At 70.8% G+C, this 26,266-nt stretch carries 25 protein-coding genes and 1 pseudogene; 17 read left to right on the forward strand and 9 right to left on the reverse strand.

Annotation, left to right across the window (positions count from 1 at the left end):
• Nucleotides 1–71: 71 nt before the first annotated feature.
• Nucleotides 72–3,521, reverse strand: coding sequence for a putative Ig domain-containing protein (locus AB0M63_RS15075; protein WP_366019658.1), 3,450 nt, complete (start codon nucleotides 3,519–3,521; stop codon nucleotides 72–74).
• Nucleotides 3,522–3,836: 315 nt separating this feature from the next.
• Complete coding sequence (locus AB0M63_RS15080; protein ID WP_366019659.1) at nucleotides 3,837–4,529, reverse strand: response regulator transcription factor; 693 nt, start codon at nucleotides 4,527–4,529, stop codon at nucleotides 3,837–3,839.
• A gap of 163 nt (nucleotides 4,530–4,692) precedes the next feature.
• Here AB0M63_RS15080 and AB0M63_RS15085 point away from each other — a divergent pair, with 163 nt between their 5' ends.
• From AB0M63_RS15085 to AB0M63_RS15145, 13 genes are all read left to right on the forward strand, one after another.
• On the forward strand, nucleotides 4,693–5,826 hold the full coding sequence (locus AB0M63_RS15085; RefSeq protein ID WP_366019661.1) for a sensor histidine kinase: 1,134 nt from the start codon (nucleotides 4,693–4,695) through the stop codon (nucleotides 5,824–5,826).
• Nucleotides 5,827–5,972: 146 nt separating this feature from the next.
• A complete protein-coding gene (locus AB0M63_RS15090) occupies nucleotides 5,973–6,896 on the forward strand; it encodes an ATP-binding cassette domain-containing protein (protein ID WP_366019662.1) in 924 nt (307 codons plus the stop codon).
• Nucleotides 6,889–7,641, forward strand: coding sequence for an ABC transporter permease (locus AB0M63_RS15095; RefSeq protein WP_366019663.1), 753 nt, complete (start codon nucleotides 6,889–6,891; stop codon nucleotides 7,639–7,641). Before AB0M63_RS15090 ends, AB0M63_RS15095 begins: the two co-directional genes overlap by 8 nt.
• A gap of 116 nt (nucleotides 7,642–7,757) precedes the next feature.
• On the forward strand, nucleotides 7,758–7,886 hold the full coding sequence (locus AB0M63_RS15100; RefSeq protein WP_103079660.1) for an aborycin family tricyclic lasso peptide: 129 nt from the start codon (nucleotides 7,758–7,760) through the stop codon (nucleotides 7,884–7,886).
• Between the two features lie 73 nt (nucleotides 7,887–7,959).
• On the forward strand, nucleotides 7,960–9,801 hold the full coding sequence (locus AB0M63_RS15105; RefSeq protein WP_366019664.1) for a lasso peptide isopeptide bond-forming cyclase: 1,842 nt from the start codon (nucleotides 7,960–7,962) through the stop codon (nucleotides 9,799–9,801).
• Nucleotides 9,798–10,061 (forward strand): lasso peptide biosynthesis PqqD family chaperone, encoded by a 264-nt coding sequence (locus AB0M63_RS15110; protein ID WP_355905447.1) that lies wholly within the window; start codon nucleotides 9,798–9,800, stop codon nucleotides 10,059–10,061. Before AB0M63_RS15105 ends, AB0M63_RS15110 begins: the two co-directional genes overlap by 4 nt.
• The gene (locus AB0M63_RS15115; RefSeq protein ID WP_366019665.1) at nucleotides 10,058–10,531 is read left to right on the forward strand and encodes a lasso peptide biosynthesis B2 protein; all 474 of its coding nucleotides are present in this window, start codon (nucleotides 10,058–10,060) and stop codon (nucleotides 10,529–10,531) included. Before AB0M63_RS15110 ends, AB0M63_RS15115 begins: the two co-directional genes overlap by 4 nt.
• Nucleotides 10,528–11,493 carry an ATP-binding cassette domain-containing protein gene (locus AB0M63_RS15120; protein WP_366019666.1) on the forward strand — a complete coding sequence of 322 codons (966 nt, stop codon included), beginning with the start codon at nucleotides 10,528–10,530 and terminating at the stop codon, nucleotides 11,491–11,493. Before AB0M63_RS15115 ends, AB0M63_RS15120 begins: the two co-directional genes overlap by 4 nt.
• The gene (locus AB0M63_RS15125) at nucleotides 11,490–12,359 is read left to right on the forward strand and encodes an ABC transporter permease (RefSeq protein WP_355905456.1); all 870 of its coding nucleotides are present in this window, start codon (nucleotides 11,490–11,492) and stop codon (nucleotides 12,357–12,359) included. The genes AB0M63_RS15120 and AB0M63_RS15125 overlap by 4 nt, the downstream gene beginning before the upstream one ends.
• 20 nt (nucleotides 12,360–12,379) lie before the next feature.
• Nucleotides 12,380–12,901: a MauE/DoxX family redox-associated membrane protein gene (locus tag AB0M63_RS15130; RefSeq protein WP_366019667.1), complete on the forward strand. Its 522-nt coding sequence runs from the start codon at nucleotides 12,380–12,382 to the stop codon at nucleotides 12,899–12,901.
• 4 nt (nucleotides 12,902–12,905) lie between these two features.
• The gene (locus tag AB0M63_RS15135; RefSeq protein ID WP_366019668.1) at nucleotides 12,906–13,661 is read left to right on the forward strand and encodes a thioredoxin domain-containing protein; all 756 of its coding nucleotides are present in this window, start codon (nucleotides 12,906–12,908) and stop codon (nucleotides 13,659–13,661) included.
• Nucleotides 13,658–14,980 (forward strand): lasso peptide C-terminal Trp epimerase, encoded by a 1,323-nt coding sequence (mslH, locus tag AB0M63_RS15140; RefSeq protein WP_366019669.1) that lies wholly within the window; start codon nucleotides 13,658–13,660, stop codon nucleotides 14,978–14,980. The genes AB0M63_RS15135 and mslH overlap by 4 nt, the downstream gene beginning before the upstream one ends.
• A gap of 95 nt (nucleotides 14,981–15,075) precedes the next feature.
• Nucleotides 15,076–15,750: a response regulator transcription factor gene (locus AB0M63_RS15145; protein WP_355906047.1), complete on the forward strand. Its 675-nt coding sequence runs from the start codon at nucleotides 15,076–15,078 to the stop codon at nucleotides 15,748–15,750.
• Between the two features lie 10 nt (nucleotides 15,751–15,760).
• Here AB0M63_RS15145 and AB0M63_RS15150 read toward each other — a convergent pair whose 3' ends face one another.
• The 4 genes from AB0M63_RS15150 to AB0M63_RS15165 all read right to left on the reverse strand — a co-directional run bounded on the left by AB0M63_RS15150 (nucleotide 15,761) and on the right by AB0M63_RS15165 (nucleotide 20,100).
• Nucleotides 15,761–16,264 carry a hypothetical protein gene (locus AB0M63_RS15150; RefSeq protein WP_355905468.1) on the reverse strand — a complete coding sequence of 168 codons (504 nt, stop codon included), beginning with the start codon at nucleotides 16,262–16,264 and terminating at the stop codon, nucleotides 15,761–15,763.
• Nucleotides 16,265–16,331: 67 nt separating this feature from the next.
• A complete protein-coding gene (locus AB0M63_RS15155) occupies nucleotides 16,332–17,441 on the reverse strand; it encodes a DUF475 domain-containing protein (RefSeq protein WP_366019670.1) in 1,110 nt (369 codons plus the stop codon).
• Nucleotides 17,442–17,630: 189 nt separating this feature from the next.
• Entirely contained in the window at nucleotides 17,631–18,752 is a 1,122-nt protein-coding gene (locus AB0M63_RS15160; protein WP_355905474.1) for a GNAT family N-acetyltransferase, read from the reverse strand.
• A gap of 154 nt (nucleotides 18,753–18,906) precedes the next feature.
• Nucleotides 18,907–20,100 carry an MFS transporter gene (locus AB0M63_RS15165; protein ID WP_366019671.1) on the reverse strand — a complete coding sequence of 398 codons (1,194 nt, stop codon included), beginning with the start codon at nucleotides 20,098–20,100 and terminating at the stop codon, nucleotides 18,907–18,909.
• Nucleotides 20,101–20,172: 72 nt separating this feature from the next.
• On the opposite strand from AB0M63_RS15165, the gene AB0M63_RS15170 reads away from it, so the two are divergent.
• The 3 genes from AB0M63_RS15170 (at nucleotide 20,173) to AB0M63_RS15180 (ending at nucleotide 22,659) form a co-directional block, all read left to right on the forward strand.
• Nucleotides 20,173–21,138, forward strand: a complete 966-nt coding sequence (locus tag AB0M63_RS15170; RefSeq protein ID WP_366019672.1) for a helix-turn-helix domain-containing protein — start codon at nucleotides 20,173–20,175, stop codon at nucleotides 21,136–21,138.
• 70 nt (nucleotides 21,139–21,208) lie between these two features.
• On the forward strand, nucleotides 21,209–21,712 hold the full coding sequence (locus AB0M63_RS15175) for a glutathione peroxidase (protein WP_355905483.1): 504 nt from the start codon (nucleotides 21,209–21,211) through the stop codon (nucleotides 21,710–21,712).
• Nucleotides 21,713–21,798: 86 nt separating this feature from the next.
• Entirely contained in the window at nucleotides 21,799–22,659 is an 861-nt protein-coding gene (locus tag AB0M63_RS15180; protein ID WP_355905486.1) for a MerR family transcriptional regulator, read from the forward strand.
• Between the two features lie 139 nt (nucleotides 22,660–22,798).
• On the opposite strand, the gene AB0M63_RS15185 is transcribed toward AB0M63_RS15180, so the two are convergent.
• The 3 genes from AB0M63_RS15185 to AB0M63_RS15195 form a co-directional block, all read right to left on the reverse strand.
• Nucleotides 22,799–23,008 (reverse strand): DUF397 domain-containing protein, encoded by a 210-nt coding sequence (locus AB0M63_RS15185; protein WP_355905489.1) that lies wholly within the window; start codon nucleotides 23,006–23,008, stop codon nucleotides 22,799–22,801.
• 242 nt (nucleotides 23,009–23,250) lie between these two features.
• A complete protein-coding gene (locus AB0M63_RS15190; RefSeq protein WP_366019673.1) occupies nucleotides 23,251–24,108 on the reverse strand; it encodes a helix-turn-helix transcriptional regulator in 858 nt (285 codons plus the stop codon).
• A 339-nt stretch (nucleotides 24,109–24,447) separates the two neighbouring features.
• Entirely contained in the window at nucleotides 24,448–25,200 is a 753-nt protein-coding gene (locus AB0M63_RS15195; RefSeq protein ID WP_355905495.1) for a GPP34 family phosphoprotein, read from the reverse strand.
• A gap of 292 nt (nucleotides 25,201–25,492) precedes the next feature.
• On the opposite strand from AB0M63_RS15195, the pseudogene AB0M63_RS15200 reads away from it, so the two are divergent.
• Nucleotides 25,493–26,266, forward strand: a pseudogene (locus AB0M63_RS15200) (D-alanyl-D-alanine carboxypeptidase); the annotation flags it as partial.

Below are 26,266 nucleotides of genomic sequence, written 5' to 3' on the forward strand. Positions count from 1 at the left end.
TCAGGACGTGGAAACGCGCCGGAGCCGGCCACTGCGTGGAGACGCAGTGGCCGGCTCCGGCCGGTGCGGTGTTACTGGGCTGCCGAGTCGAGCCGCAGCAGCCGGACCTCGGCGAGGTTGGTGAAGCCGCCGTGGCCGTCGTAGATCCGCAGCAGTGGTGTTGTCGTGCGCTGGGGGAACTTGAAGGTGTACCAGTCCTGGTCGCTGGTCATGCCGTTGACCGTGACGAGGGTCTTCCAGGTCTGGCCGCCGTCGGTGGAGCTCTGGATCAGGGTGCCGTTGCCCCGGCTGACGAACGTGGCTCTCGGGTGGACCATCACCGCGTCGAGGGTGAGGGAGGAGCCGTCGGCCGGTTTCACGGTCACCCAGCCGTTGCCCGAGGTGGTGTCCGTGGCGGTGGTGAGGTCGCCGTCGAACATCCGCCAGCCGTTGGCGGCCGTCGTGCCGACGCCCGGGAACTGCGGACTGGACGCGTCCACCCAGTTCTGGGCGACGGGCACCTGCGAGACGTGGGTGTTCCAGAGGGCCAGGGTCGAGCCGTCGGTCGTGGTGGTGACCGTCGAGCAGGTGCGGCCGTCCGCCGTCGTGCAGTCGACCGTGAAGCGCAGGGCGCGGCCGAAGTCGACGTCGTCGGGGAGAACGGCCGTGGCCTGCCAGTGTTCGGCGTCGGTGTGGGTGAGCTTCGCCGTGACTCCCTCGATCTTCGCCTGTACGTCGGCCAGTTGCTCGGTGGCGGTCAGGTCGAGCCGTACGGTGTCGCCGTTGACGGCCTTGCCGGTGTCCGGGTCGTCCGAGGTGAGCGACACCGCCGACAGGGGCTGCGCGGTCTCCACCCGTTCGCCGTGGATACGGAACTCGCTGAACGACGACAGGCCGGGGTAGTTCGGGTCCGTCGGGATGCCCGGGTCGTCGACCTGGATCTTGAGGTAGCGGAACGACTCGTCCTGGACCTCGGGCCGGACCGGGATGGTCTCCATCGGGAACGTCGGAGTCGTGTCGGTGGTCTCCCGCGAGGTCAGCAGGGTCCAGGTGTAACCGTCGTTCGAGCCGTAGACGTTGGCGCCCTGGGAGCGGTTGGCGAAGTTGTAGCGGGCCCGCAGCCCGAAGGAGTCGGCCCGCACGCGGTAGCCGGCGCCGAAGTCCATGGTGGACGGGGCCGTCAGATCGCCGGAGTAGGTGTTGACGTCGTCATCGGTCATGTTCCATACGGCGGTGGCGGGGAGGGATGAAGTGACCGCGCCCGTGTAGTCGAGCGTGCCGTCGGGCAGCTTCGGGTTCAGCAACTTCAGCCCCGCTACGGCATTTTGGAGATCGGCCAGCGCGGTGAGGAACCCGGCGTCGTCAGCCGTGCTGAGAGCAGCCTGGGCGGCGGCCAGCGAAGTCTCGTAGGCCTGGCGGGACTTGGTGACGTACGTGGCTTTCGCGTCGAAGCCGGACTCCGCCAGCTTCAGTGCCTCCTGCCGGTCGGCGGCGACCTTCAGTGTGACGGCGAGGACGGTGTCGACCTTGCTGCCGGAGGCCACGACGCTGGTGTGGAAGATCCCCTGCTGAGCCTTGGACGGGGTCCAACCGAACTGCCCCGTCGTCCCGTCGACGGTCGCGCCCTTCGGCAGGCCCGGCGCGGTGTACGTGACGGTGTCGCCCGCGGCGGGGGTCGCGGCCAGCGAACGTTGAAGTGCCGTGCCGGCCACGCCGATGAGGGTGGTCTGCCGGCCCTGGGCGAAGGTCGGGGTGCCGAGTTGCGCCTTGGCCTGGAGGTTGACGCTGTCGACGTCGACCGTCACGCCGGAGGCGCCGGTGATCGTGTAGTAGGCGAGGTTCTCGCCACCCGTGCTTCCGGGTACGACGGCGTAGTCCATGTCGTAGGTGACGTACCGCCAACTGCCGTGTGTGTCAGGGAGGTTGACCGTGTGGTACGGCGCCAGCGACATGCTCTTGCGGAGCTGGAGGGTCGCCGGGCCCGTCGTGCGGACCAGGACGCCGACCGGGCTGGATCCGTTGCGGTTGTCGTACATCAGGGTGCGGACGGCGATGGTCGTGCCCTTCTTCGACGCCGTCATCCTTACGACGTCGTGCCCGTCGTCGGCCTCGTGGATCTTGGAGCGGCTGTCCAGCGCGATGCTGCGCTGCGCCACCGAGACGAGAGGGGTGGTCTGTTGGGGGCGGGTCTCACCGGCGATGCGTGCGGGCAGCGAGAGCCAGTAGTCCGGGTTGTAGTCGGGGTTGCTGTTCCAGAAGTTGTAGGCGGCCGTGCCCCAGTAGAGCTTTGGTCCGTCGGCCTGCGCGTGGACCTGGGCGACGCTGGGGGCCTGCTTCTCGACGTTCACACCGAGGTCGTAGCGGTAGACGTCGTAGAGCTCGTCGATCGGGTCGAAGAGCCGTCCCCGGTAGGCCTCCGAGACCTTGCCCGGTCCTCCGGTGGTGTCTATCCAGGGGATGGTGCGGCCCATCATGTGGGCGTAGTACGCGTCGAGTCCGGCGAGCAGGCGGTCGTTGCCGAAGCGGTACGGGGACACCGCGTTCCGCTTCGTGGAGACCTTGCCGGTGACCGGGTCCAGGAGGGTGCCCTGCACGGTGAGCAGGCGGGCGCTCTCGGCCAGGGCGTTGATGCCGTCCCAGGCGTGGGCCTGGTCGCGGCCCATCTCCTGCTCCTGCACGAAGGAGCGGCCGTAGGGGTTGAGCGGGTCGCTCGCCTTGATCTCGCGGATCAGGGAGGTGAGCCCGCCGTTGGTGTTCTTGTCGGGGTTGCCGGAGTTGACCGAGAACCACTCGACCGTACGGTCGTATCCGGTGCGGTCGTCGGTGAAGATGTAGCCGGCCAGCTCGCCGACGACGGGGTAGGTCTGCTGGCTCATGAAGAACGTGTTGCCGTACAGCAGGGTGTCGATGACCGGGGTCACCAGGTTCTTGGTGAGGTTCGTGGTGTCCGCGTCGGTCCAGGTGGTGTCGTAGCCGTCGGACGTGGCGTTGACGCTGGAGTAGCGGAAGATCTCGGCTGCGGCGAGCATGCGCATCAGCGGGATGGGGGCGTGGATGTGGTCGTCGGGGTAGTTGGCGACCTTCGCCGGGTCCATGTGGGACCACGTGCGGATGATGTGCATGCCGTTGGCGCGGTAGACGGGGTCACCGGTGATGAAGTAGCGGATGGCCTGGGTGTAGGCGCCGAAGGCGTCCTCGATGAACTGGGCCTCCACGCCTTGGGAGTTGAACGCGTCCGTCTTCGGAGTGTCCACCTGTGAGCCCTTGTTGACGGGGGCGAGGGTGGCGGAGGCGTACTTGGTGTCGAGCATCGCCGAGTAGTAGGAGGCCCACGGTTCTTCGCCGGCCAGCACCTGGCTGCGGGCCTGCTCCAGGTCGGACGCGCTGACGGCGATTCCGGGGTGGACGAATCCGGCGGCGCTGGTGACCTGGTTCAGGGTGACGGTGGGGAACGCGTCCTGCGGGGCGGCGGTCGCCGCGCTCGCCGGTGCCGCCGTCAGCGCCGGGATCATGACCACCAGCAGCGCACAGAGCGCGGTCACCGTCCCCCACCATCGGGCGGCCCCGCGCCCGCCGTGCCATCTCGCCGGTCTCCGCCGTATGCAACTCTTCATCGAGTCAGGCACCTCGCTTGAGAAAACGGTTTCTGCGAAGGTAGGGGCGCGTTGTTGGGAGAGGCAAGGAGTGTGCGGGTCTCGAATGTTTCGGTGGCGGTTTTCGGGGCGATAGTGGGGCTATACCCGCATAAAAGGCGCGAGGGGCGCGAGGGCGCTCGGAGACCCTTGCCGGGATGCAGCTAGCAAACGGTTACCTTTTTGGTGGGGCAACGGGGCGTGGTCCTGCGTTCCGGGCCCCCGTCAGACGTGCTGCGGCAGTACCGCGTCCGGCTGGTCGCCGAAGCCGGCGTCGCGGGCGCGTAGTACGGCGGCGGCCCGGTCGTGGACCTCCAGTTTGGTGAAGATGCGGGAGACGTAGTTGCGTACGGTCTTCTCGGCGAGGAAGAGGCGGCGGGCGATCTGGCGGTTGTTCAGGCCGTCCGCGAGCAGTTGCAGTATCTCCGTCTCCCTGCTGGTCAGTTGGGAGAACTCGGGTGGCTCGGGGAGTCTCTGTATGGTCGCGAAGAAGCTGCTGAAGCGGGCCGCGATCGTCGGGCTGAACGCGGCACCCCCGCGGGCCACGATGTGCAGGGACTGGAACAGTTCCTCCGGGGACGCGATCCGCGCGAGATAGCCGTTCACGCCGAGGCGGAGGGCGGAGACGATCACGTCGTCGTAGTCGTTCTGCGAGACCATGACGATCTGTGGGCGTGACTTCTCCTGGCGGTACAGGGAGACGATCCACGCGATGTTCCTGCAGATGGCGCGCTTCGACGGTGGTTCACCGAGGATCACGACATCGGGCCGGAGCGGGTTGTTCTCCAGACATCGAAGGCCGTGGGACTCGTCGACCGCCGTGCCGATCAGGTTGACGCTCTCGTCCTGTTCGACGATCGCCTCAAGTCCGGCCAGGGACACCGGGTCCTCACTGAGAATGAACAGATTGATCCGCATAGCTTTGCACCCCCGTGGTCAGCGTTCCTACATCGCAAAAACCGCTTGCAAAGACGCTGCCACCCTAGGCAGACGAAACGGACGACCCGTATCGAGTTGAACGGTCAGGGTCCGGTTCCGGCCGCGTTGGACGTCCGGCTGACCGGGCACATAGGTTCGGGGCATGGGAGATGTCTCGCGCCGACGCCTGATCCTCCTCGACGGGGCGGCCGCCCTCGGGTTCGCCCTGCTTCCGCAACTGACGCTGGTACGGCCCGCCGACGGCGGCGCGCCCGGCGCTCTCACCGTGTCGCTGCTCTCGCTCGCCACCGCTCTGCCGCTCGCCGTACGGCGGTTGTGGCCGGTGCCGGTGTTCGCGGTCGTCCTCACCGCGTCCTGCGCGGCGCTGGCCGCCGGTCTCGGCCCGGTCGTCTTCCTCGCCGCCGCCTACGCCCTGTACCTGGTCGCGACGACACGGCGACGGCGGTCGGGGCGGTCGGCGGTGATCGTCGGCGGGGCGAGCACGGCGGGCGCGGCCCTGCTGACGATGACGGGCGGGCAGCACTACACGGGCGGCACCCTGGCGGTGCAACTGCTGTTCGGCGTCCTGCTGTCGGGGGCGACATGGGCCGCGGGGACGGCCGTACGGGAGCGGCGCGAGGGCCTGCGGCGGACCATCGTGCAGGCGGCCGAGCAGGCCAAGGTCGAGGAACGCATACGGATCGCGCGGGACATCCACGACGTCGTCACGCACAGCGTGGGTCTGATCGCGATCAAGGCCGGGGTCGCCAACCACGTCATCGACACCCGTCCCGAGGAGGCCAGGGAAGCCCTCGCCGTCATCGAGGACGTCAGCCGCCGGGCGCTGCGCGACATGCGGGCCACCCTCAAGGTGCTGCGCGGGGAGGACGGCGACCAGCGGCAGGACCTCCGGCCGGTCCGCGGGCTGTCGGACCTGCCCTCCCTGGTGCGTACGGCCGAGGCGGCGGGCGTCAGTGTCGACCTGCGCTCCGACTGCGCGGAGGAACCGCCGGACGGAGTCGCGCTGACCGCGTTCCGGATCGTGCAGGAGGCGCTGACCAACGTTGTCAAACACGCGGCCCCGACCCGCTGTCTGGTCAGCGTCACCGCGCGGGAGGGCGTGCTGACGATCGGCGTCACCGACGACGGCCCCCGACCAGGGCACCGGCCGACCGTGCCCGGCGGCGGCATGGGGCTCGTCGGGATGCGGGAACGGGCCGTCGCACACGGCGGGACCCTGACCGCAGGGCCGCACCCCGGCGCGGGATTCCGGATCCTCGCGACACTGCCGTACTAGAGCCACTCCAAGCGTCGTACGTCCCGTTCACCGCATATGGCCGAAAGGAACTCATACTGCGGTATGGGTCCGGTCCCGGGAACGGGTCCGTGCCGTCCCGACCCCGGTCCGATGTGCGGGGCGGCGGCCGCGGCCAGACTCGTGGCGTGATTGACGTCCAGAACCTGACCAAGCGGTACGGGCCGGCCACCGTCGTGGACGGCCTGACCTTCACGGTGCGGCCCGGAGCCGTCACCGGCTTCCTCGGCCCCAACGGCGCCGGCAAGTCGACCACCCTGCGGATGGTGCTGGGCCTGACCCGCCCCGACGCCGGAACCGCGCGGATCGACGGGCACGCCTACGGCGACCTGACCCACCCGCTGCGCCACGTCGGCGCCCTGCTGGAGACGGCGGCCCCGCACCGCGGTCTGACCGCGCGCGACCATCTGCGCTGGCTCGCCCAGAGCAACCGGATCGCCGGCCGCCGGGTCGACGAAGTGCTGGAGGAGGTCGGGCTCGCGGACGCGGCCCGGCGGCGGACCGGCACCTTCTCCCTCGGCATGGGCCAGCGGCTGGGCCTGGCCGCCGCGCTGCTCGGCGACCCGTCCGTGCTGGTGCTCGACGAACCGGTCAACGGCCTGGACGCCGAGGGCATCCGGCGACTGCGCGAGCTGCTGCGCTCGATGGCCGCCGAGGGCCGTACCGTCCTCGTCTCCAGCCATCTGATGTCCGAGATGGCCCTGGTCGCCGATCACCTGATCGTCATCAGCCGGGGCAGGCTCCTCGCGGACACCGGGATGTCGGACTTCATCGAGCGCCACGGGCGGTCCTACGTCCGCGTCCGCACCCCCGAACCCGACCGGCTCGCACGGGAGTTGGAGGCCGCGGGCGCCACGGTGACCCGAATCCCCGCCCGCGGCCTGGACGTTGTGGGCATGGCGGCCGCGGACATCAGCCGGATCGCCGCGGCGGGCGGCTTCCCGCTCGACGAACTCGGCACCCACGCCGGGTCGTTGGAGGAGACCTTCCTCGACGTCATCGGAGAAGGCCAGGGGGCCCTCGGCCAGGAAGGCAGGAACACGCATGTCTGAGACGCTCGCGGCCGTCCGCGCCGAGACCACCAAGCTGCGCGGCATCCGCGGCACCCAGATCTCGCTGCTGCTGTTCGCGGCGGTCAGCGTGCTCATCGCCGCCCTCGACGGCTGGTCCGCGAAGAACGCGCTGGAGTCCGACAACCCGAGTCTGCGTTCCGACTTCACCCCGGAGCAGGCCGGTCTCGACGGCATCCTCTACGGCCAGTTGGCGCTGATCGTGTTCGGCGTGCTCGTCGTCACCAGCGAGTACACGTCCGGCATGATCCGGGTCTCGCTGCTCGCCGTGCCCCGGCGCGGGCGGCTGTACGCGGCGAAGATGAGCGTCACCGCCCTGGCGGCGGTGGCCGTCTCGGTGCCCGTCACCGTCGTCGGCTATCTGATCACGCAGGCGGCTCTCGGGTCCCACGGTTCCTCGCTCGGCGCGAACGGTGTCCCGCGCGCCCTGGCCGGGGCGGTCGTCTATCTGACCCTGATGTGCCTGTTCGCGGCGGGGATCGCGGCGATCGCCCGCAACGCCGTCGTACCGCTGGCCGTTCTGCTGCCGATGGTGCTCGCCGGGACGCACATCCTGTCCCTCATCGGGGCGACCAAGGAGATGGCCAGGTACTTCCCCGACCAGGCCGGGAACGAACTCCTCACCGTCCGCTCCCCGCACACGGCCTTCGGCGCCACGGTGCTGCTGGCCTGGACCGTCGCCGCCCTCGGCTGGGGCTGGGTGCGCCAGCGGCGGTGGGACAGCTGACAGGACGGGCGTGGGACAACTGCCCCACGCCCGTGGGACATTCCGCCACGTAACTTCCGTGACAGATCACAGGCCGAACAAGGTCGGCCTGACCGATCCACTACGGGAGGACACCCATGTCCGCGATCTACGAACCCCCCATGCTCCAGGAAGTCGGCGACTTCGAGGAGCTCACGAAGTGCCTCGGCGTCGGAAGCTGCAACGACTTCGCCGGCTGCGGCTACGCGATCGTCTGCTTCTGGTGATCACGCCCGGTGCCGGTGCGTTCACACGCACCGGCACCATCCGGGCCGACGAGGAGACGGGGAGCGAGACGACATGGAATTCGTGGTTCTTCCGGACTGCCCGGCCGGTGCGGCGGTGGCGGGCCGGCTGCGGGCTGCACGGCGCGTCGACCACGCGTCGGGACGTCCCTGGATCGTCGGCGACTGGCCCGAGACCGAGGCCGTGCTCGTCGAGGCGGGCCCACGGCGGATGGTCGTGCTGGGACACACCCGGCTCGACCCGGCCGCCGCGACCGCCGCGCTCGGCCGGCTGCGCTCACCGCACGACGTGGACGCGATCGCGTCCCGGCTGCCGGGAGCCGTCCACCTGGCGGTCTCACTGGACGGCAGGACCAGGGTCCAGGGTTCGGCCGTCGGCGTACGACAGATCTTCACGACCGTCGTCGACGGGGTGACCGTCGCCGCGAGCGGAGTGGCGCCCCTGCTGCGGCTGACCGGCGCCGACCTCGACGAAAGCGTGCTCGCCGCCCGCCTGCTGGCGCCGGGCGGACCGCCCTGGCCGCTCGCCCAACGCCCGGTCCGCCGGGGCGTCGAGGCGCTGACCACCGGCCACTGGCTGGAACTGGACACGGACGGCCGGGCCCGGCAGCACCGCTGGTGGGAACTCCCGGAACCGTCCCTCACCCTCGCGGAGGGAGCCGCCGCCGTCCGCTCCGCGCTGGACGACGCGATCACCACCCGGGTCGCCGCGGGCGGCACCCTCAGCGCCGACCTGTCCGGCGGCCTGGACTCGACCTCGCTGTGCTTCCTCGCCCACGCGGCCGGCGCCGACCTGGTCACCTACCACGTGATGCCGATCGACAGCGCCAACGCGGACACGGTCTGGGCCCGCCGGGCCGCGGAGTGCCTGCCGGCCGCCCGGCACCACACGCTGTCCGCCGACCGCGCCGAGAACCTCTTCGACATCGGCTACACCGCCGACCTCGTGGGCGCGGCCCCGGAAGGGCCCTCGACCTGGGCCTCCGGACTCGCCCACATCCAGGACCTGGCCAAGCGGGCCACGGCCGAGGGCGCCGCGCTGCACCTGACCGGCTTCGGCGGCGACGAACTGTTCGGCCGGATGCCGGCCTGCGCCTGGTCGCTGGCCCGGGCCACCCCGCTCGGCGGACTGCGGCTGGTCAACCGCTACCGGCTGGCCAATCGCTGGCCGTGGCGGGCGACCGTACGCTCGCTCCTGGACCGCTCGACGTTCGCGCGGAACCTCGGCCGGGTCGCCGCCCGTATCGACGCCCCGCCGCCGCCCGTGGACGAGCCGGACTTCGGCTGGGTGTTCGCGCCGCGCATGCCGGCCTGGGCGACGCCCGACGCGGTGGACGCGGTCCGCGCCCTGCTCACCGAGGCCGCGACCGAGGGGCCCGGGCCGCTGGACGCCGACCGGGCCCGGCACCAGGCGCTCGCCTCGCTCGTCTTCGAGGGAACCACCGTCCGCCAGGTCAACACCGCCCTCGGGGACACCGGCATCACCTGGGACGCGCCCTTCCTCGACGACCGGGTGGTGGAGGCGGCCCTGGCCACCCGGATCGACCAGCGGCTGCTCGGCGGGCGGTTCAAGCCGCTGCTGACCTCGGCCGCGCGGGGTCTGGTCCCCGCGGACATCCTGGGCCGCCGCGACAAGGGCGAGTTCAGCGCGGAGGCGTTCCGCGGCCTGGCCCGCAACCGGGCCCGGATCCTGGAGCTGTGCGAGGACTCCCACCTCGCCCGGCTCGGTCTCATCGACCCGGCGGCCTTCCGGTCCGCGGTGCTGAACCCGGGGCCGATGTCCCACCATCTCCAGCCGATCGACACCACCGTGGCCTGCGAGAGCTGGCTGCGGACGCACCCGGAGACCTACCCCCCGCCCCTCGCCGAGACCACGCACACGGGAGAACTCCGATGAAGCTGACCCTCGCCCGCGACGTCACCCTCACCGACATCGAGTCCGGGGCCGTCCTGCTCGACGGGCGCCGCGGCCGCTACTGGCAGTTGAACCACTCCGGCGCGGGCGTCCTGCGCCAGCTGCTCGACGGGACGGCGCCCGACGCGGCCGCCGCCGGCCTGTGCGCCGCCGCCCCGGTGAGCGACGACCAGGCACGGCAGGACGTGCGGGCCCTGATCGACGCGCTCAGCGCGGCCAAGCTGGTGGAGGTGGCCTCGTGACCACCCCCGCCGTCGCCGAACAGGCCAGGCGGCTGCCCTGGCACCGGCAGTTGGGCCCCCGGTGCGCCGCCGGGGCGGCACGTCTGCTGGTCCGGCTGCCCCCGGCCCGGCTGCACCGCGTGCTGGGCGTGGTCAGCAAGGGGTCCCGCCCCGCCGGATACGCCGAGGTGGCGTACGCCCGCCGGTCCGTCGTCTCGGTCAGCACCCGCTGCGCGGGCCTCGGCTGCCTCCAGCGTTCCGTGGCCACTGTCCTGCTGTGCCGGGCGCACGGCAGGTGGGCCGACTGGTGCACGGGTTTCAGAACCGAACCGTTCGGCGCGCACGCCTGGGTGGAGGCCGACGGACGGCCGGTGGACGAGTCCGGTGAAATCGGCGTGTTCCGCACGGTGTTGGCGGTCCGCCGCCCCGACGGGCGAGGGACCGCCTCCGACGACCGGCCACTGCACCCCTCCGAAGGGAGTCGCTCATGACGGCGGTCCGGGCCGAGGGCCTCTACGCGTACTACGGCACCACACCGGCCGTGAACGGGCTCGACCTGACGGTGCCCACGGGCAGTGTCTACGGCTTCCTGGGGCCGAACGGCGCGGGCAAGACCACCACCATCAACATGCTGATCACCCTGTTGCGGCCCACCGCGGGCCGCGCGGAGGTGGCCGGCTTCGACGTCGCCGCCCGGCCCGCCGAGGTCCGCCGCCGGATCGGCGTCGTGTTCCAGGAGTCGACCCTCGACCTGGATCTGACCGCCGCCGAGAACCTCCGCTTCCAGGCCGACCTGTGCGGCCTGTCCCGCCGCGCGTCCCGCGAGGCCATCGCCTCGATGCTCGACCTGATGGACCTCTCCGAGCGCCACCGGGTGCCGGTACGGCAGTTCTCCACCGGACTGCGCCGCCGCCTGGAGATCGCCCGCGGTCTGCTCGCCGAGCCCAGTGTGCTGTTCCTCGACGAGCCGACGACCGGACTGGACGCCCAGACCCGCGCCGCCGTCTGGGACCACCTGGAGCGGCTGCGACGGGAGCGGGGCATCACGGTCTTCGTCACCACCCATCAGCTGGACGAGGCCGAGCACTGCGACCGGATCGCGATCATCGACCGCGGCAAGGTGGTCACGGAGGGCACCCCCGCGGACCTCAAGGCCGTCATCGGGGCCGACCTCGTGGTCCTGCGCACCGACGACGACCCGCGGGCCGCCGACGTCCTCGCCGACCGGTTCGGTCTCCCGGTGGAGTCCACCCCGGACGGTCTGCTGCTCCGGGTGGAGCGCGCGGCGGCCCTGGTGCCGCGGCTGTGCACCGAACTCGGCGTGACCGTACGGGAGGTGGCCGTCGCGCCGCCCACCCTCGACGACGTCTTCCTGCACCACACCGGTCTCGCCATCCGGGAGAGCACGACCGGCCCGCGCACGCTCGGCAACCTCGGGGAAGGACTGCGATGAGCCGGACCGACACCGCACCCGCCGCACTCGACGACGTAAAGGCCGCACCGCCACCGGCCGACCGCTCCCGCCACCCGGCCCGCCCCGTACTGCTGCTCTGGCGGCGGGAGATGACCCGGCTGCGGCACAACCCGGTGCGGCTGGCCATGGGGCTCGTGACACCGCTGCTGTTCCTCGTCGTCCTCGGCACCGGCCTCGACGCCGCGTCCTCCAGCCTCGGCAAGGCCCAACTGAACGACTACCGGGCCTACTTGTTCCCCGGCACGCTGGTCATGTCGGTGCAGGCACCGGCCATCGCGGTGGGCATCTCGCTGGTGTGGGACCGCAGGCTGGGGGTGCTGCGCCAGATGCTGGTGGCGCCGTTCCCGCGCGCGTCCATCGTCTTCGGGCTGGCCTTCGGGGGCGCCACCACGGGCGCGGTCTACGGCCTCATGGTGCTGTCCGTCGGCGGGATCGCGAGCATCCGCTACACGCCGATGCTGCTGGTCGTGCTGCTCGAACTCCTGCTGGTCTCCCTGATGTTCACCGCGCTCGGGCTGCTGGCCGCCGTCACCATCCGGCAGGTCGACACCTTCCAGGTCGTGGTGAATCTGAGCCTCATGCCGCTGATGTTCTTCTCCGGCGCGATGTTTCCGCCGGGCGGACTGCCCGGCTGGCTCGACACCGTCGTCAAGCTCAACCCGCTGACGTACGGCGTCGACGCGGTCCGCCGGACCCTGCCGGGCCCGAGCGTGCTCACCTCGGAGCAGACCCGGCTGATGCTCGGCGACTGGCATCCGCCCGTGGTCGCCGAACTGGGTGTCCTGGCCGCCCTCACGGCGGTCGCGCTGGGCCTCGCCGGCTACCGGTTCTCCCGTACGTCATGAGCCGGGGAGGGCACGACACGATGGCCGCGGGCCCGACGGAGGTCACCACGACGGCCAACACCCGGGCCCCGGAAGGGAATTGGGCGGGCAGGGCCCGGCTCGCGGCCCGACTGCTGCTGGCGGCGGTGCTGGCCTACGCCGGTCTGGTGAAGATCGGGGACCTCACGGAGGCCGGACGGACGGTCGCGCTCTACCGCATCGTGCCCGCCGACTCCGCCCAACTCGTGGGCGGTGTCCTGCCGTTCGTCGAGGTGGCGCTCGCGCTGCTGCTCGCGGCCGGGCTGGCCACCAGGGCGGCAGCGGCGGGCGCGGCCGTCCTGCTGCTCGCCTACGCGGCGGCCATCGCCTCGGTGTGGGCGCGGGGCATGTCCATCGACTGCGGCTGTTTCGGCGGCGGAGGCACGCTCAGCGGCGACGCCGTACGCGGCTACGCGCTCGACATCGCGCGCGACCTGCTGCTGCTCGGCGCGGCCGCCCCGCTGATCCGGAATCCGCGCACCCGGTACGCGCTGGACGGCTGGGTCCTGGACCCGAAGGAGTGAGGGCATGACGGACACGGAAACAGGCACGGGCACAGACACACGGACGACGGACGCCATGGTGCGTCGGATGGTGCACCGACGGCACCGGCGGCGCCGCACGGTGGTGGTGTCGCTGGTGGCCGCCCTGGTGGTGGTCGCCGCCGCGCTGATCGGCGCGGGCCTGGTCCGGGCGACCAACTCGGGCCCCGGTAAAGCCCCGAGCCGGCTGCCGGCCGGGATCGCCGCCGACAAGTCGGGCGTGGCCGCCTCCACCGGCGCCGTACGCGTCGACGTGTACCTCGACTACCTCTGCCCCGAGTGCCGTCGTACCGACCGGGCCCTGACCACCGCCCTGGACGGTCTGAAGGCACACGGCGGGGTGGGCGTCGTCTACCACCCGGTCGCCTTCCTCGACGACCGCAGCGCACCCGCGGGCTACTCGACCCAGGCGGCCTCGGCGGCGGCCTGCGCGGCGGACGCGGGACGGTTCGAGCAGTACTCCACGGTCCTGTTCTCGAAGCAGCCCGCCGAGCAGGGCCCCGGGCTCAGCGAGGCGCAACTGATCGCGGCGGGCCGGGACGCCGGCATCACCACGGCGTCCTTCGCACGCTGCGTCGAGGACGCCCCGTACCTGCCCTGGGTGCGGTACGTCTCCGATCTCGCCGCCTCCCACAAGGTGGCGCTGACCCCGACCGTCATGGTGGCGGGCAGCCGCGTCGACGTCACCGGTTCCGATCCGGGCGGCGCGCTGACCCGCGCGGTCACGGCGGCCCGGCGGTGACCCGGCTGACCGTGGCCCTCTCCGGTGACTTCATGGCGACCCGGGGAGCGGTGATCACCTCCGACCCGGCCGCCGGACGCCTCCGCGACCTCCTCCACGGCACCGACTTCGCCGTCACCAACCTGGAGGCGGTCCCCTACGACGGCCGCGGCCACCCGGTGCACAACGCGGCCGGCGGCGGCTGCCTCATCGCGGACTCCGGGGTACTGGACGAGATCACGGCGTCCGGGTTCACCGTGCTGGGCTGCGCCAACAACCACGCCATGGACCTGGGCACGGAGGGCGTGCTCGGCACGGTGGACCAACTCCGGTCCCGGCGGCTCCCGTTCGCCGGGATCGGCGCCGACCTGACCACGGCACGCCGGCCCGCCTACGTCGACCGGCCGGCCGGCAGCCTGGCGCTGCTCGCCTGCACCACGACCTTCCTGCCCGGCCAGGAGGCGGCCGATCCCTCGCCGGAACTGCCCGGCCGGCCGGGCCTCAGCCCGCTCCGGCACTCCGCGACCCTGCGGGTGACGGCCGCGCAGATGGACGTACTGCGGACGATCGACGCCGACACGGGGCTACGGGCCCGCCGGGCCGAGGCCCGCACCCTGCTCGGCGTCGATCCCGCCATCCTCGCGCCCGACCGGCTCACCCTGTTCGGCACCCGCTTCCTGACGGCGGACGAACCCGGCTTCACCACCGAGTGCGATCCGCGCGACCTCGACGAGATCGCCCGCTGGGTCGGCGAGGCCCGCCTGCGCGCGGACCTCGTCGTGGTGAGCGTGCACTCCCACGAGCCCGGCCCGACGCCCGAGACACCGGGCGAGTTCCTACGGGTCTTCGCGCACCGCGTGATCGACGAGGGCGCGGACGTCGTGGTCGGGCACGGCCCGCACTTCCTGCGCGGTGTCGAGTTGTACCGGAACCGGCCGATCTTCTACAGCCTCGGCAACATCGTCAGCCAGATCGACCTGACCGACCGCGTCTCCGCCGAGGACTACGCCAAGGTCACCACCGACCGCCCGCCCACCCCGGGCCGCTTCTACGACCGGCTGAGCGGCCACGGCACCCGGCTGTTCGCTCCGCACCGCCGCTACTGGCAGTCGCTCCTGCCGGTCCTCACCTTCGACGACGGCACCCTCACCGCGGCCCGCCTCCACCCGGTCGACCTCGGCTTCGGCCTGCCGGTGCACCGCAGGGGCCGCCCCCGCCTGGCGGACCAGACCGAGGCCAAGGACATCCTCACCGAGGTCGCCCGGCTGTCGGAGCCGTACGGCACGACGGTCGGGGCGGGTGCCGACGGCACGGCCGAGCTGGTACTGGACCTGGCGTGAACGGCCCTGCGGAGCAGGCGGGTTGACGAGGGAGCCTGGCTAAAATGCCCCAAGTCACCAAGTTCTACGAGCACACGAGGAACCGGGGAACACGCATGGCCGAGGCGGTCCGGGTACTGATCGCGGACGACCAGGCACTGCTGCGCGGGAGCTTCCGCGTCCTCGTCGACTCCACCCCCGGCATGGAGGTGGTCGGTGAGGCGGCCGACGGTGCCACCGCGGTCCGGCTCGCCCGTGAACTCGCCCCGGACGTCGTCCTGATGGACCTCCGGATGCCGGTCCTCGACGGCATCGCGGCCACCCGGGAGATCTGCTCCGACGAGACACTGGCCGGGGTGAGGGTGCTCGCCCTGACCATGTTCGACATGGACGAGTACCTCTATCCGGCCCTCCAGGCGGGTGCCAGCGGCTTCATGCTGAAGGACGCCTCACCGTCCGACCTGGTCGACGGCATCCGGGTCATCGCCACGGGCGAGGGCGTACTGGCCCCGACGGTCACCCGGCGCGTCATCGCCAACTTCTCCCGCCGCGGCGAGACGCCCCGGCCCGCGCCACGGCTCGTCGGCCTCACCAAACGGGAACACGAGGTCCTCGTCCTGATCGCCAACGGCCTGTCCAACGCCGAGATCTCCGCACACCTTGTCATCAGCATGCCGACCGTGAAGACCCACGTCGGCAGCCTCCTGGCCAAGCTGCACGCCCGCGACCGTGCCCAACTGGTCATCATCGCGTACGAAAGCGGCCTGGCCGAGCGGGGGATGCCGACGTGAGCAGTGGGCCTCAGCTGTGCGTGCCGTTCCAGGTCCAGCGGGCGAGCTCGATGCCGGACTGGCCCCAGGGGGTGGAGTAGACGGCGTCGCCGTTGGCCGAGGTGCGGAGCTCGTCTCCGTCGAGGTTTCTCAGCTCGTCGTAGTCGGCGTTCCAGAACTGATAGCCGTTGCCGCCGCCGCAGGGGGACATCCACACGGCGTTGGTGTTGGTCTTCTGGTCCGTGGTGAGGCAGTCGCCGGTGCCGCGGCTCACCAGGCGGCGGTACGTCCGCTGGGTGGAGACGTCGTACCAGGTTTCGCTGCCCCAGAACCAGTAGGTGCCGACGCTCTGGTCGCAGGAGCCCGACCAGACGTTGTCGGTCACGGTCGACGCGGTGAGGCAGTTGCCCTCGTAGGAGTTCTTGTACACCCAGTAGGTCGTCGCCGACGCGGTGGACATGGAGCCCGTCACGGCGAGCACCAGGGCGGCGAGCCCCACGGGCAGGGTCAGTTTCAGAGCCTTCAGCGATTTCATGAGGGTGAGGATCGGGGGCGTAGACGATCACCGCGTGAATTCGCCATGAACATGCCGCTCCCCACCGTCAGGGAACCCTCGCAGCGTCGGCCGGCGAGGCCTCCCCCTCCGTCTCCGCCAGCGCGCGGTTGCGGCGGACCGAGGACCAGAAGGACCAGCCGATCAGGACGACGCCGACCAGGCCGGTGATGACCTCGTTGATCTGGTACTGGATGGTCACCATGAGGATCACGGCCAGGGCGCCGATCGCGTAGTGCGCGCCGTGCTCCAGGTAGACGTAGTCGTCCAGCGTGCCCTGGCGGACCAGGTAGACCGTCAGCGAGCGGACGTACATCGCGCCGATACCCAGACCCAGCGCCATCAGCACGATGTCGTTGGTGATCGCGAACGCGCCGATCACGCCGTCGAAGGAGAACGACGCGTCCAGCACCTCCAGGTACAGGAACATGAAGAACGCGGCCTGGCCGGCGAGGACCACCGCCGAGCGCTCGCCCTCGCGTTCGCGTTCCTCCTCCGCCTCCAGGCGGGCCTCGAAGAAGCCGGAGAGGCCACCGACGACCAGGTAGGTGATGAGGCCGGCGATGCCGGAGACCAGGACCGTCTGTGCCTTGTCCGCGTGCGCGCCGCCGTGCTGGTGGGCGTGGGCCGCGAAGGTGAAGGAGGTGATCAGCAGGACGATCAGCGCGATGCAGACCGACAGCATGTCGACCTTGCCGAGCCTGGCCAGCGGGCGTTCCAGCCAGCCGAGCCACTGGATGTCCCGGTCCTCGAAGATGAAGTCCAGGAAGATCATCAGCAGGAACATGCCGCCGAAGGCCGCGATCGCCGGGTGGGCGTCGGTGACCAGCTGCTGGTAGCGGTCCTTGTCGGTGAGCGCGAGATTGACGGCGTCGTAGGGGTTCAGCTTGGCGGTGACCGCGACGATGACGACCGGGAAGGCCAGGCGCATGCCGAAGACCGCGATCAGGACGCCGACCGTGAGGAAGATCTTCTGCCAGAAGGCGGACATCTTCTTCAGGATCCCGGCGTTGACCACCGCGTTGTCGAAGGACAGCGAGATCTCCAGCACGGCGAGGATGGCGATGACGCCGAACGCCGTCCAGCCGCCGTACCAGACTCCTGCGGCCAGGCCGAGCGCGGTGACCGCGAACGACCAGCGGAAGGTCTTCAGAAGCACGGGTTGCCCCTTCCTGTTGTCGCGCGGTCGCCCGCGGGCCGGGCATCAACATCCTTGACCGTCATCGGCGTTGTCTACCACGAACGCCTGTCGTCCAGGCGTCGGCGCAGGTCGGGCCGTCCTGGGCGGAAACACGGCAGGGGCCCTGGACCTTCCCGGTCCAGGGCCCCTGCCGCCGGCGCCGCGACGTCACTTCCTCGGCGTCGCACGGCCCGATGTGCGCAGCGTGCCCACCGTCTTCAGGAGGCGGTCAGCCGGGTCGCGCAGCGACTGGTGGGCCAGGACCGTGTTACGCAGGCCGCGGACCGGGCGGCGCCACAGGCGGTGGGCCGTCGCCACCGGGTGGGGGCGGGTGGCGAAACCTTCCCCCACCCGCAGCTCACGGGTCTTGAGCCAGTCCTTCCACTCCTTGTCGCCGCGCCCCAGGTCCATGAGACGCACACCGTGCCGGCCCGCCTCCTCGGCCATCCTGAGGTGCATGATCAACCCGGGTGAGTAGTACCGGAGTTCGGGGTCGTACGCCGTGAACCAGGCCGCGAACAGGGTGCGGGAGGTCGGTCCGAAGTGGGCGGCCACCGGGCGGTCCCCGGCGTAGAGGACCGACAGGACACCGGTGAAGTGTTCCTCGCGGACCCGGAACAGATGGTCCACCAGGTCGACGATCCAGGGGCGCGCGAAGCGGTCCATACGGCCGGTCCTGCGGTACTGGGCGGACTTCCACCGCATCAGCGTGTGCAGCACCTCGGGGTCGCGGTCGTCGTAGACGAACCGCATCTCGCCGAGGTCGCGGCCCAGCCGGCGCTCCTTCTTCAGGGTCGTCTTGGCGATGCCCGGGTAGGCGGCGCGCAGCCACTCGGCGTAGGTGCCCTCGCCGTCGCCGTCCTTCAGGTCGATGACCGGGGAGGCGAAGGTGCCCGTGACATGACGGCCGAAGGGCTGCTGTTCCTCCACGAGATGGTCGAACTCGAAGACCGACAGGCCGCAGGCCCGCAGGAGTTGCTGGACGTCCCAGGTGACACCGGGCCGGTGCACCAGAGCCTGGCAGTCGGAGAGACCGAGGCCGATGGCCCGGCCGACGCCGACGGGGTTGCGCTCGTACGGGAAGAAGCCGACCGGTTCGCCGCCCTCGTGCAGCACCGCCACCTGCGCCCCACCGCGATGGCGGGCGACGCCGTCCGCGAACTCCGGTGCCAGGAAAGGGTTCGCGTAGTCCGGCGACTCGTCCATCGCCTTGTGCCAGGCCTGGCGGAGCGTGCTGCTGAGCTCCTCCGGTCTGTGGATCGTGATGTCCGCCTTGCTGTTGGATCGCATGGGCGACCGTCCCCCCATTCCCCCACGACGCGTCGTCCGCGTCCTGCCTACGTATCCCAAGGTACGACGAGACACGAACAGTTCGGCAGGGCTCAAACGTCGCGAAACAGTACGCACGCTGTCAAGGATGCCTCTGGTCACGGAAAAGTACGGATCACCCGACCTCGGTAGAGACGCCCCGAAATCCCCACCTGTACTGCCGGGCGAGGGCGGCCAGGGTCAGGGTCACCACGACCGACGTGACCGCCATCAGGGTCATCGCCGTTGCCGGTGAGGTGAGTTGGGCGATCGTGCCGGCGAGGGCCGCGCTCACGCCCTGCATGGTGAGCATGCCTGCGGAGCGGAGGCCGAAGGCGTGGCCCGCGAGTTCGTCGGGGGTCAGGGACATCAGGCGTTCCTGGAGGACGAGGCTCGCGCCGAAGCCCACGGAGGCGACGCACACGGCGACGGCGGCCCACGGCATGGTCGGCCGCAGGACGAAGAACAGGTACGGCGCGGCCAGCAGGAGGCGGAGCGGGACGTCGAGGCGGGTGCGCAGGGCGGGCGGTACGAAGCGGCCCAGGGTCAGGTCGGCGGCGAACATGCCCAGTGCCGCCGACGCGAACAGCGTGCCCGCGGACCCGGGGTCGTAGGAGACGTAGAGGGATTCGCAGCCGACGACCAGGCCGTTGGGGAGCCACATGCCCAGGAAGGTGAGGCGGCGGGGGCGGGAGGACCACAGGAGGGCGTTCGTGCGCCAGGTCGCGGCGACGGACGGGCGGCCCGCGGTGCGGGGCGGGCGGGCGGTCAGGCCGAAGCGGACGAGGAGGGCCGCGAGGGCGTACAGGGCGGCCGCGAGGAGGAGGCAGACGCGGGGGGAGAGGAGGGTCAGCAGGGCGCCGCCCATCGCGAAGCCGCCTACCTGCATCAGGCCGAAGACCATGTTGAACACCGAACGGCCCAGCACGAAGCCGTTCTTGGGCAGGATCTCGTTCAGCAGACCCCCGCTCACTCCCCCGCCCAGCGAGGCGATCAGCCCCTGGAGGAACACGATGCCGAAGACCGCCCCGACCGGCAGTCCTGGCAGCGCCAGCAGGGCCGTACAGGCCGCGAAGCCGAGGTCCATGCCGGCCAGCGTCGCCCGTGGGGGCAGGCGGTCGGCGCCGGACAGGAGGAAGGTCGCGCCGAGCATCTGCGCGAGTTGTGGCCCGAACATGCTCATCGCGGAGAGCAAGGGCGAGTCGGTGGCCCGGTAGACCAGGGTGGCGATCGACAGCCCGCTGATCGTCAGGGCCGCCGTCTGGACGGCCGCGGAGAAGAAGAACGGCGTGTACTCGGGGGTGCGGAAGAGCTCGCGGTAGCTGCGCATGCGCGGAGTCTGCGGGGGTGCGAGCGAGGGTCGTATTCTTTCGCGCTGACGCGAAACACGGGGGGTGTGTTCATGGGGTGGTGGCAGCTCAATGCCGACACCCTGGCCCGAAGCCGGTTCGTGCTGTCGTCGTTCGCCGAGACCTTCGCCGCGCTGAAGCTGCTGCACGCGGGGGTGGGCGCGCACCCCGGTGAACAGGTGTGGCTGCGGGATCATCTGCCGGGCTACCGGCGGCTGTTGGCGGACGATCCGGCCACCGGGGCGCTGGTGCGGGCGGCGCTCGGGCGGTCCTGGATCGCCGACTTCGTCTGCCCGACGCAGACGGACCGTGAGTCGTTCGCGGAGACCGTCGCCCGGGTGCGGGAGACCCCGCCCGCCGTCGCCCGGACCCACCTCACGGTCTCCCTCGCCGGGCCGCTCCCCGCCGCCCTGGAGCGCGACGACCTGCCCGAGCGGGCGGCCCGGCTCCTGGAGTACGTCTGGGAGGCGACCGTACGGCCGTACTGGGCGCGGCGGCGGCGCGTGCTGGAGGCCGATGTCGTGGCCCGGACGGCACAGGTGAGCCAGGGCGGCTGGGCGGCCGTGCTGGACGCCCTGCAACCGGGCCGCACGCGATGGCTCGGGGAGAACCGGCTCCAGATCAACCTGCACGCGAACCCGCCGCGCGAGATCTCCGGCGCGGAGCTGCTCTTCATGCCGGTCACTCCCAGGACAGGGTGGGCGTCATGGGAGGAACCTGACCGGTACGCCATGATCTACCCCTGCGCGGGCGTCCTCGCCGACCGCGACGGACGGCCGGTGCCCGAGAGTCTGGGGACGCTGCTGGGGGTCTCGCGTGCCGAGGTGCTGCTGCTCCTCGGGTCGCCGATGAGTACCAGCCAACTGACCGCCGTGACCGGACAGGCGCTCGGCTCGGTGGGCCGCCATCTGCGGGTGCTGCTGGACGCGGGTCTGGTGGAGCGGCGGCGGGCGGGGCGTTCGGTGCTGTACTCGCGGACGGCGGCCGGGGAGGTCGTGGTGAAGGCGGCCGGCCGGTAGACACAGGTGCCTCTCAAGAACGCCTGGGCCCCGTGGGGAGAACGACATTTACCGGAGCTAGCATCCGGTTATGACGACTACAGAGAACACGGGTCCCCTCGCCGTCGAGATCGGGTCGCTCAAGGGCGGCTCGGCGGACCTCGCGCAGTACGCGGGCCAGGCCGTCCTCGTGGTGAACGTGGCCTCCAAGTGCGGGCTGACCCCCCAGTACACCGGCCTTGAGCGACTCCAGGAGCGGTACGCGGCCCAGGGCTTCACCGTGCTCGGCGTGCCCTGCAACCAGTTCCTCGGGCAGGAGCCCGGCAGCGCCGAGGAGATCGCCGAGTTCTGCTCGGCGACGTACGGCGTGACCTTCCCGCTGACCGAGAAGGTCGAGGTCAACGGCGACGGCCGGCACGAGCTGTACGACCGTCTCGTCGGCTTCGCGGACGCGGAGGGCCACACCGGCGACATCCGCTGGAACTTCGAGAAGTTCCTGATCGGCCGCGACGGCACGGTCGTCGCCCGCTTCTCCCCGCAGACCGAGCCGGAGTCGGCGGAGGTCGTGGCGGCGGTGGAGAGCGCCGTCGCCTGACCTGTATTGACCTTGCCCCTGGGGCAGGGCGGAGCGTCCTGGTCACCGGGCGGACAGGAACCGCCCGGTGACGGAGGACGGCTGAGGTGGACGACGAACTGCTGACCATCGGGGCGTTCGCGGCCCGGGCACGGCTTTCGGCCAAGGCGCTACGGCTGTACGACCGCCTCGGGCTGCTCTGCCCGGCCCGGGTCGACGAGGCCAGCGGTTACCGCCGCTACCGCGCCGACCAGGTCGAGCGGGCCCGACTCGTGGCGCTGCTACGGCAGTTGGACATGCCGCTGGCGCGGATCGCCGAGCTGGTGGAGGCGGACCGGAGCGACGCGGCGGAACTCCTCGCCGTGTACTGGTCGGACGTCGAGACCCGGGTCGCCGGACAGCGCACGCTCGCCGAGTACCTCCGTGCACGACTGTCGGGGAGGAGCTCCGAGATGTACGGAAAGTTCGTGGTCGAGACGGTCGAGGTACCGGAACAGGTGCTGATCACCGAGGCCCGGCACACCCTCGCGGCCGAGTTGCCGGCCTGGATCGGGGCCTCGCTGGGGCGCCTGGAGGCGGGGGCGGAGGAGTGCGGGGGCGTGAGCGCCGCGCCGTTCGTCGTCTACCACTCCGAGGTGTCGATGGAGAGCGACGGCCCGGCCGAGTCCTGCGTACCGGTCGCCGACGAGGCGGCGGCGCGGGCGTGGGCGGCACGGCAGGGGTGGGCCCGGCAGACGGCGGTCCGGGTGGAGCCGGCCCGGCGGCTGGCGTACGCCCGGATCACCAAGGCGCAGGTGGCGTACCCGCAGATCCTGGCCGCGTTCGAGGCGGTGGAGCAGTGGATCGCCGGGCAGGGGCTGCGCTACGCCGGTCCGTGCCGCGAGGTGTACTTCGCGGACTGGGACGCGGCGGGTCCCGAAGACCCGGTGTGCGACGTGGCGTTCCCGGTGGCACTCCGGGAGGAGTGAGGCACTGCCGGAAGCGGTTCGCCGTCCTGTCGCCGGGCACAAGCCGAGCCCCCTCGGCCAGGACGGCGGGCCAGTCGAGAGGGCTCTTTCATGAAGTGCTTGTGCTGCTTATGGAGTTGTGGAAGGTGACCGAGCCACATCAGTGAAGGTCGCGCGCCCCCCGGGCGACATCGGCCACGAAGGCGTTCCACGAGTCCGCGGGAAAGGCCAGCGTCGGCCCCTCGGTGACCTTGGAGTCCCGTACGGCCATGGCCGCGAGAACCGGTGACTTGATCTCGACGCACGCGCCGTTGCCGGTGGAGTACGAGGACTTGGTCCACGAGTCCGAGACGCCCTGACGAATTGCCATTTTTGCTCCGGTTATTGCCAGTTGATGAGTAGCTGTCACCGCGCGTCATCCGGCCACGAACACTCCGGACACACAACGCGGTTTGCGCCAACGTTCGTTACTTGATGGCGTGATCGACGCTACTCGCCAACATCGGCTACCGCAGGGGCCATTCACTCGACCGGGTGGCATATACCCTTGGCGCCTTCCATCGCACCCGGCGGAAGGTGTAGTGTGCGCCACCTTCCGCCGGAGGCGCCCCCTCAGCGCGCGTATTCCTTCGCGGCGTCCGCGATGAACTGGCGGGACTGGTCCACGTTCAGGGCCTGCGCCCGCAGATGCTCGTACATCACGCTGTACTTCTGGACGTCGTTCGCCTTCTCCAGGTACAGGTCGCTGGTGACACCCTCGATGTAGACGACGCTGGAGTCCGCCGCGTCGGGGAACTCCAGGATCGCGTACTGCCCGTTGAGCCCGGGATGGGCGCCCATGTCGAAGGGGATCACCTGCACGGTCACGTGCGGCAGTTGGGACTGCTCGACGAGGTGCTCCAACTGGTCCCGCATCAGGGAGCGGTTGCCGACCACCCGGCGCAGCGCGGACTCGTCCATCACCGTCCACAGCCGCAGCGGGTTCTCCGGCGCGGAGATCCGTTCCTGCCGGCGCAGCCGCACCTGGACCCGCTTCTCGACATCGGCCGACGCGGTCTCCGGCAACGCGCCGGTGATCAGCGCCTCGGCGTACTCCCGGGTCTGCAACAGGCCCGGGACGACCTGGGGATCGTAGACGCGCAGACTCGCCGCGTCCGTCTCCAGACCGATGTAGACGCTGTACGGGATGTCCCCGAAGGAGTGCCACCAGCCCTGCTGGCGCGAGTCCTTGGCCATCTGCATGAGCGAGTCGACGATGCGGAGGTCCTCAACCTCGTAGACACCGCACAGGTCACGGACGTCGCGCTGGCTGATGCTGCGCCGCCCGTTCTCCAGCCGGCTGATCTTCGACTGGGACACCAGCAACCGCTCGGCGACCTCTTCGGCCGTCATGCCCTTGAGCTCTCGGAGCCGACGCAACTCCTGGCCCAACCGGCGTCGCCTGACGGTGGGATTGACACTTGACGCCACGGGAACGTGCACCTCCGGCTGCGTGCTTCAACTTGCTGCTACGTGCTGCTCACTGCTTGCCACTTTGCGTATCTGCTGTTGAGCAGACTGCCACCAAGGTGGTTTCTACCGCTGGGAAACGGTGGATATGCGGCAGGTACGAGCCAGGTTGCGTTGCCTGCGGTGCCCGTAGATGCGGCCGAGCGGGGTGGAGAGACGTTACGTCTACTCCACCCCGCTCGGACCAGCGGCTCCCGAACCGGGTCTTTGGGGACTGGCGGTGCGGCGGTACTGCCTGTGCTGCGGTCGTGCGGTGGTGCGGTCCTGTCGTGATGCGGACGTGTGCCGTGGGACTGCGGCTCAGTGAGCCACGGCGCGCGCCATGGTGCCGCGGTGCGGCTGCATCGGAACACCACGAGCCGGTTCCGGTGGCCTTGATCCGGGCACGGCCTGACGGCCGGCCGGGGCCGGGCTGCGGCGTGGCTGGGCAGCCACACCGTTCTGGACGTCCATCACGGCGTGCGCCACGAGTCCGCCCATGGGGTCGTGCCTGATCAGGTCCCGCAGCCGGGAGCGGGACGAGCGTCCCTCATTACCCGGATACAGGTGTTTGCCCAGACCCACCGCGTGCGCCAGTGCGGCGAGCGCGGCCGTCCGCGGGTCCGGCGGTACGCCGGTGCGGATCGCGGAATCGAGTCGCGCCCTGATCTCACGGCTGATCTCGGTTTCCGTCGCCTGATAGCGAGTCGTAGGCAGCACCCCGCACATCTGTCCCGCCACGGCATGCACCATGCCGCACCGCTCCAGATGCGAGAGGTAGGTCTGGCGAAGTCCCAGTCGGGGCCCGCCAATCCAGTTCACTGCACGCACGGGAGCGCCACGCCTTCGCAGCAACTCCAACGCGCAGTCCAAAGTTGGATCTCCAGTCGGCCGTGGGACTACCACGGCGATACGATCCCCGTCTGGGGCTATCCGTCCGGCCAGCGCCAGCTCCACTAGCTGTGCTCCGGCCAGACCGAGGTCGAGCGACTGCGGCTGTGCAGTGGTACCCGTGGCCGGGTCCAATGCCAGCAGCAGAAGCTCCTCCGGAAGTGTTCTGCGGCTCCTGCCCATCCATGCCTCCCCGCGTGGATGAATGACAGGGTGACCCCTCTCACATTGGTCTGTCGAGAGTGCGTGACCGCTTCGTAGTGGAACCGGTAGGTATGTCGTTCTCGTCTACCGCAGGGGTTAAGCCCGCACACAGGACACTGGTACATGGTTCGGACAGCGGTGGTTGATGCGTTGTCCGGACGACGGGTAAGAGATTTTCCAGCGGATTTTCTAGCTGATTCTGTAGCTATCTCGGTTATCTCGGTCGGTTCGGTTGGCGCACGCAGGGCGTGCGGCGCAGGAGGAGGCATCGGTGGCGGGCGAGTCCCCCGACAGGTCGAAGCAGCGCGAGTCGTCGGCAGAACCGACGCCGGGGAGCGCGAGTCCGGTTCCCGAGGCGAGGGGTGAGCGCGATCCCCGCCTGGCGGTGGCCCGCGAGGGCACGGCGCCGTCCGGGCGCGGGGGTGTGGACACGGCGACGAAGGTTTTCTCGATCCGGGAACTGCGGGAGGAGACCCCCGAGACGGACGAGACCGCCTCCCCCGAGGCCGGAGAGAGCACCGAGGACCCCGAGAGCCCCGCTGAGCAGAACCCTTCCGCCAAGGGCGACACAGAGGGCGACGCGCGGTTGCGTGCGGCGGTGGCGGCCTGGGTGACGGGGCCGAAGTCGGCGGGTGACGGGGGGCACGATTCCGAGAACGCCGAGAACCCGGAGCGGGCGGCTGACGCCGGGGAGCCTGTCGGGGACACGGAGGACGCCGTTCCCGAGGCGGACGAGGCTGCGGACACTGAGAACACCGGGGAGCCTGTCGCGGACGCGGAGAAGCCCGCTGGCGGCTCGGAGGGCGAGGGCGTGGCAGCTCCTCCTGCGGGGGCGGACACCCCCGAGGACACCGAAGCAGGGGCCGATGACGGCCGCGACGGCGACAGCGACGTGACCAAGGGCGGCCCGGCCGCCGACGCCGAACCGGAAGACGCCGCTCCCGAGGCTGCCGACGCCGGAAACGCCGGGGAGTCTGTCGCGGACGCGGAGAGGACCGCCGGAGGCCCGGAGGCCGAGGGCGCGGCGACTCGCCCCGCAGCGGCG

This window comes from Streptomyces sp. NPDC051576 (assembly GCF_040681835.1).
Classification (GTDB): domain Bacteria; phylum Actinomycetota; class Actinomycetes; order Streptomycetales; family Streptomycetaceae; genus Streptomyces.

Excerpts from the sequence above, each read along its gene's own strand:
- AB0M63_RS15080 (WP_366019659.1), bottom strand. The coding sequence starts at position 4,529 with ATGCGGATCAATCTGTTCATTCTCAGTGAGGACCCGGTGTCCCTGGCC.
- AB0M63_RS15085 (WP_366019661.1), top strand. The coding sequence starts at position 4,693 with ATGGGAGATGTCTCGCGCCGACGCCTGATCCTCCTCGACGGGGCGGCC.
- AB0M63_RS15095 (WP_366019663.1), top strand. The coding sequence starts at position 6,889 with ATGTCTGAGACGCTCGCGGCCGTCCGCGCCGAGACCACCAAGCTGCGC.
- AB0M63_RS15100 (WP_103079660.1), top strand. The coding sequence starts at position 7,758 with ATGTCCGCGATCTACGAACCCCCCATGCTCCAGGAAGTCGGCGACTTC.
- AB0M63_RS15105 (WP_366019664.1), top strand. The coding sequence starts at position 7,960 with ATGGAATTCGTGGTTCTTCCGGACTGCCCGGCCGGTGCGGCGGTGGCG.
- AB0M63_RS15110 (WP_355905447.1), top strand. The coding sequence starts at position 9,798 with ATGAAGCTGACCCTCGCCCGCGACGTCACCCTCACCGACATCGAGTCC.
- AB0M63_RS15120 (WP_366019666.1), top strand. The coding sequence starts at position 10,528 with ATGACGGCGGTCCGGGCCGAGGGCCTCTACGCGTACTACGGCACCACA.
- AB0M63_RS15125 (WP_355905456.1), top strand. The coding sequence starts at position 11,490 with ATGAGCCGGACCGACACCGCACCCGCCGCACTCGACGACGTAAAGGCC.
- AB0M63_RS15130 (WP_366019667.1), top strand. The coding sequence starts at position 12,380 with ATGGCCGCGGGCCCGACGGAGGTCACCACGACGGCCAACACCCGGGCC.
- AB0M63_RS15135 (WP_366019668.1), top strand. The coding sequence starts at position 12,906 with ATGACGGACACGGAAACAGGCACGGGCACAGACACACGGACGACGGAC.
- AB0M63_RS15145 (WP_355906047.1), top strand. The coding sequence starts at position 15,076 with ATGGCCGAGGCGGTCCGGGTACTGATCGCGGACGACCAGGCACTGCTG.
- AB0M63_RS15150 (WP_355905468.1), bottom strand. The coding sequence starts at position 16,264 with ATGAAATCGCTGAAGGCTCTGAAACTGACCCTGCCCGTGGGGCTCGCC.
- AB0M63_RS15160 (WP_355905474.1), bottom strand. The coding sequence starts at position 18,752 with ATGCGATCCAACAGCAAGGCGGACATCACGATCCACAGACCGGAGGAG.
- AB0M63_RS15165 (WP_366019671.1), bottom strand. The coding sequence starts at position 20,100 with ATGCGCAGCTACCGCGAGCTCTTCCGCACCCCCGAGTACACGCCGTTC.
- AB0M63_RS15170 (WP_366019672.1), top strand. The coding sequence starts at position 20,173 with ATGGGGTGGTGGCAGCTCAATGCCGACACCCTGGCCCGAAGCCGGTTC.
- AB0M63_RS15175 (WP_355905483.1), top strand. The coding sequence starts at position 21,209 with ATGACGACTACAGAGAACACGGGTCCCCTCGCCGTCGAGATCGGGTCG.
- AB0M63_RS15185 (WP_355905489.1), bottom strand. The coding sequence starts at position 23,008 with ATGGCAATTCGTCAGGGCGTCTCGGACTCGTGGACCAAGTCCTCGTAC.
- AB0M63_RS15195 (WP_355905495.1), bottom strand. The coding sequence starts at position 25,200 with ATGGGCAGGAGCCGCAGAACACTTCCGGAGGAGCTTCTGCTGCTGGCA.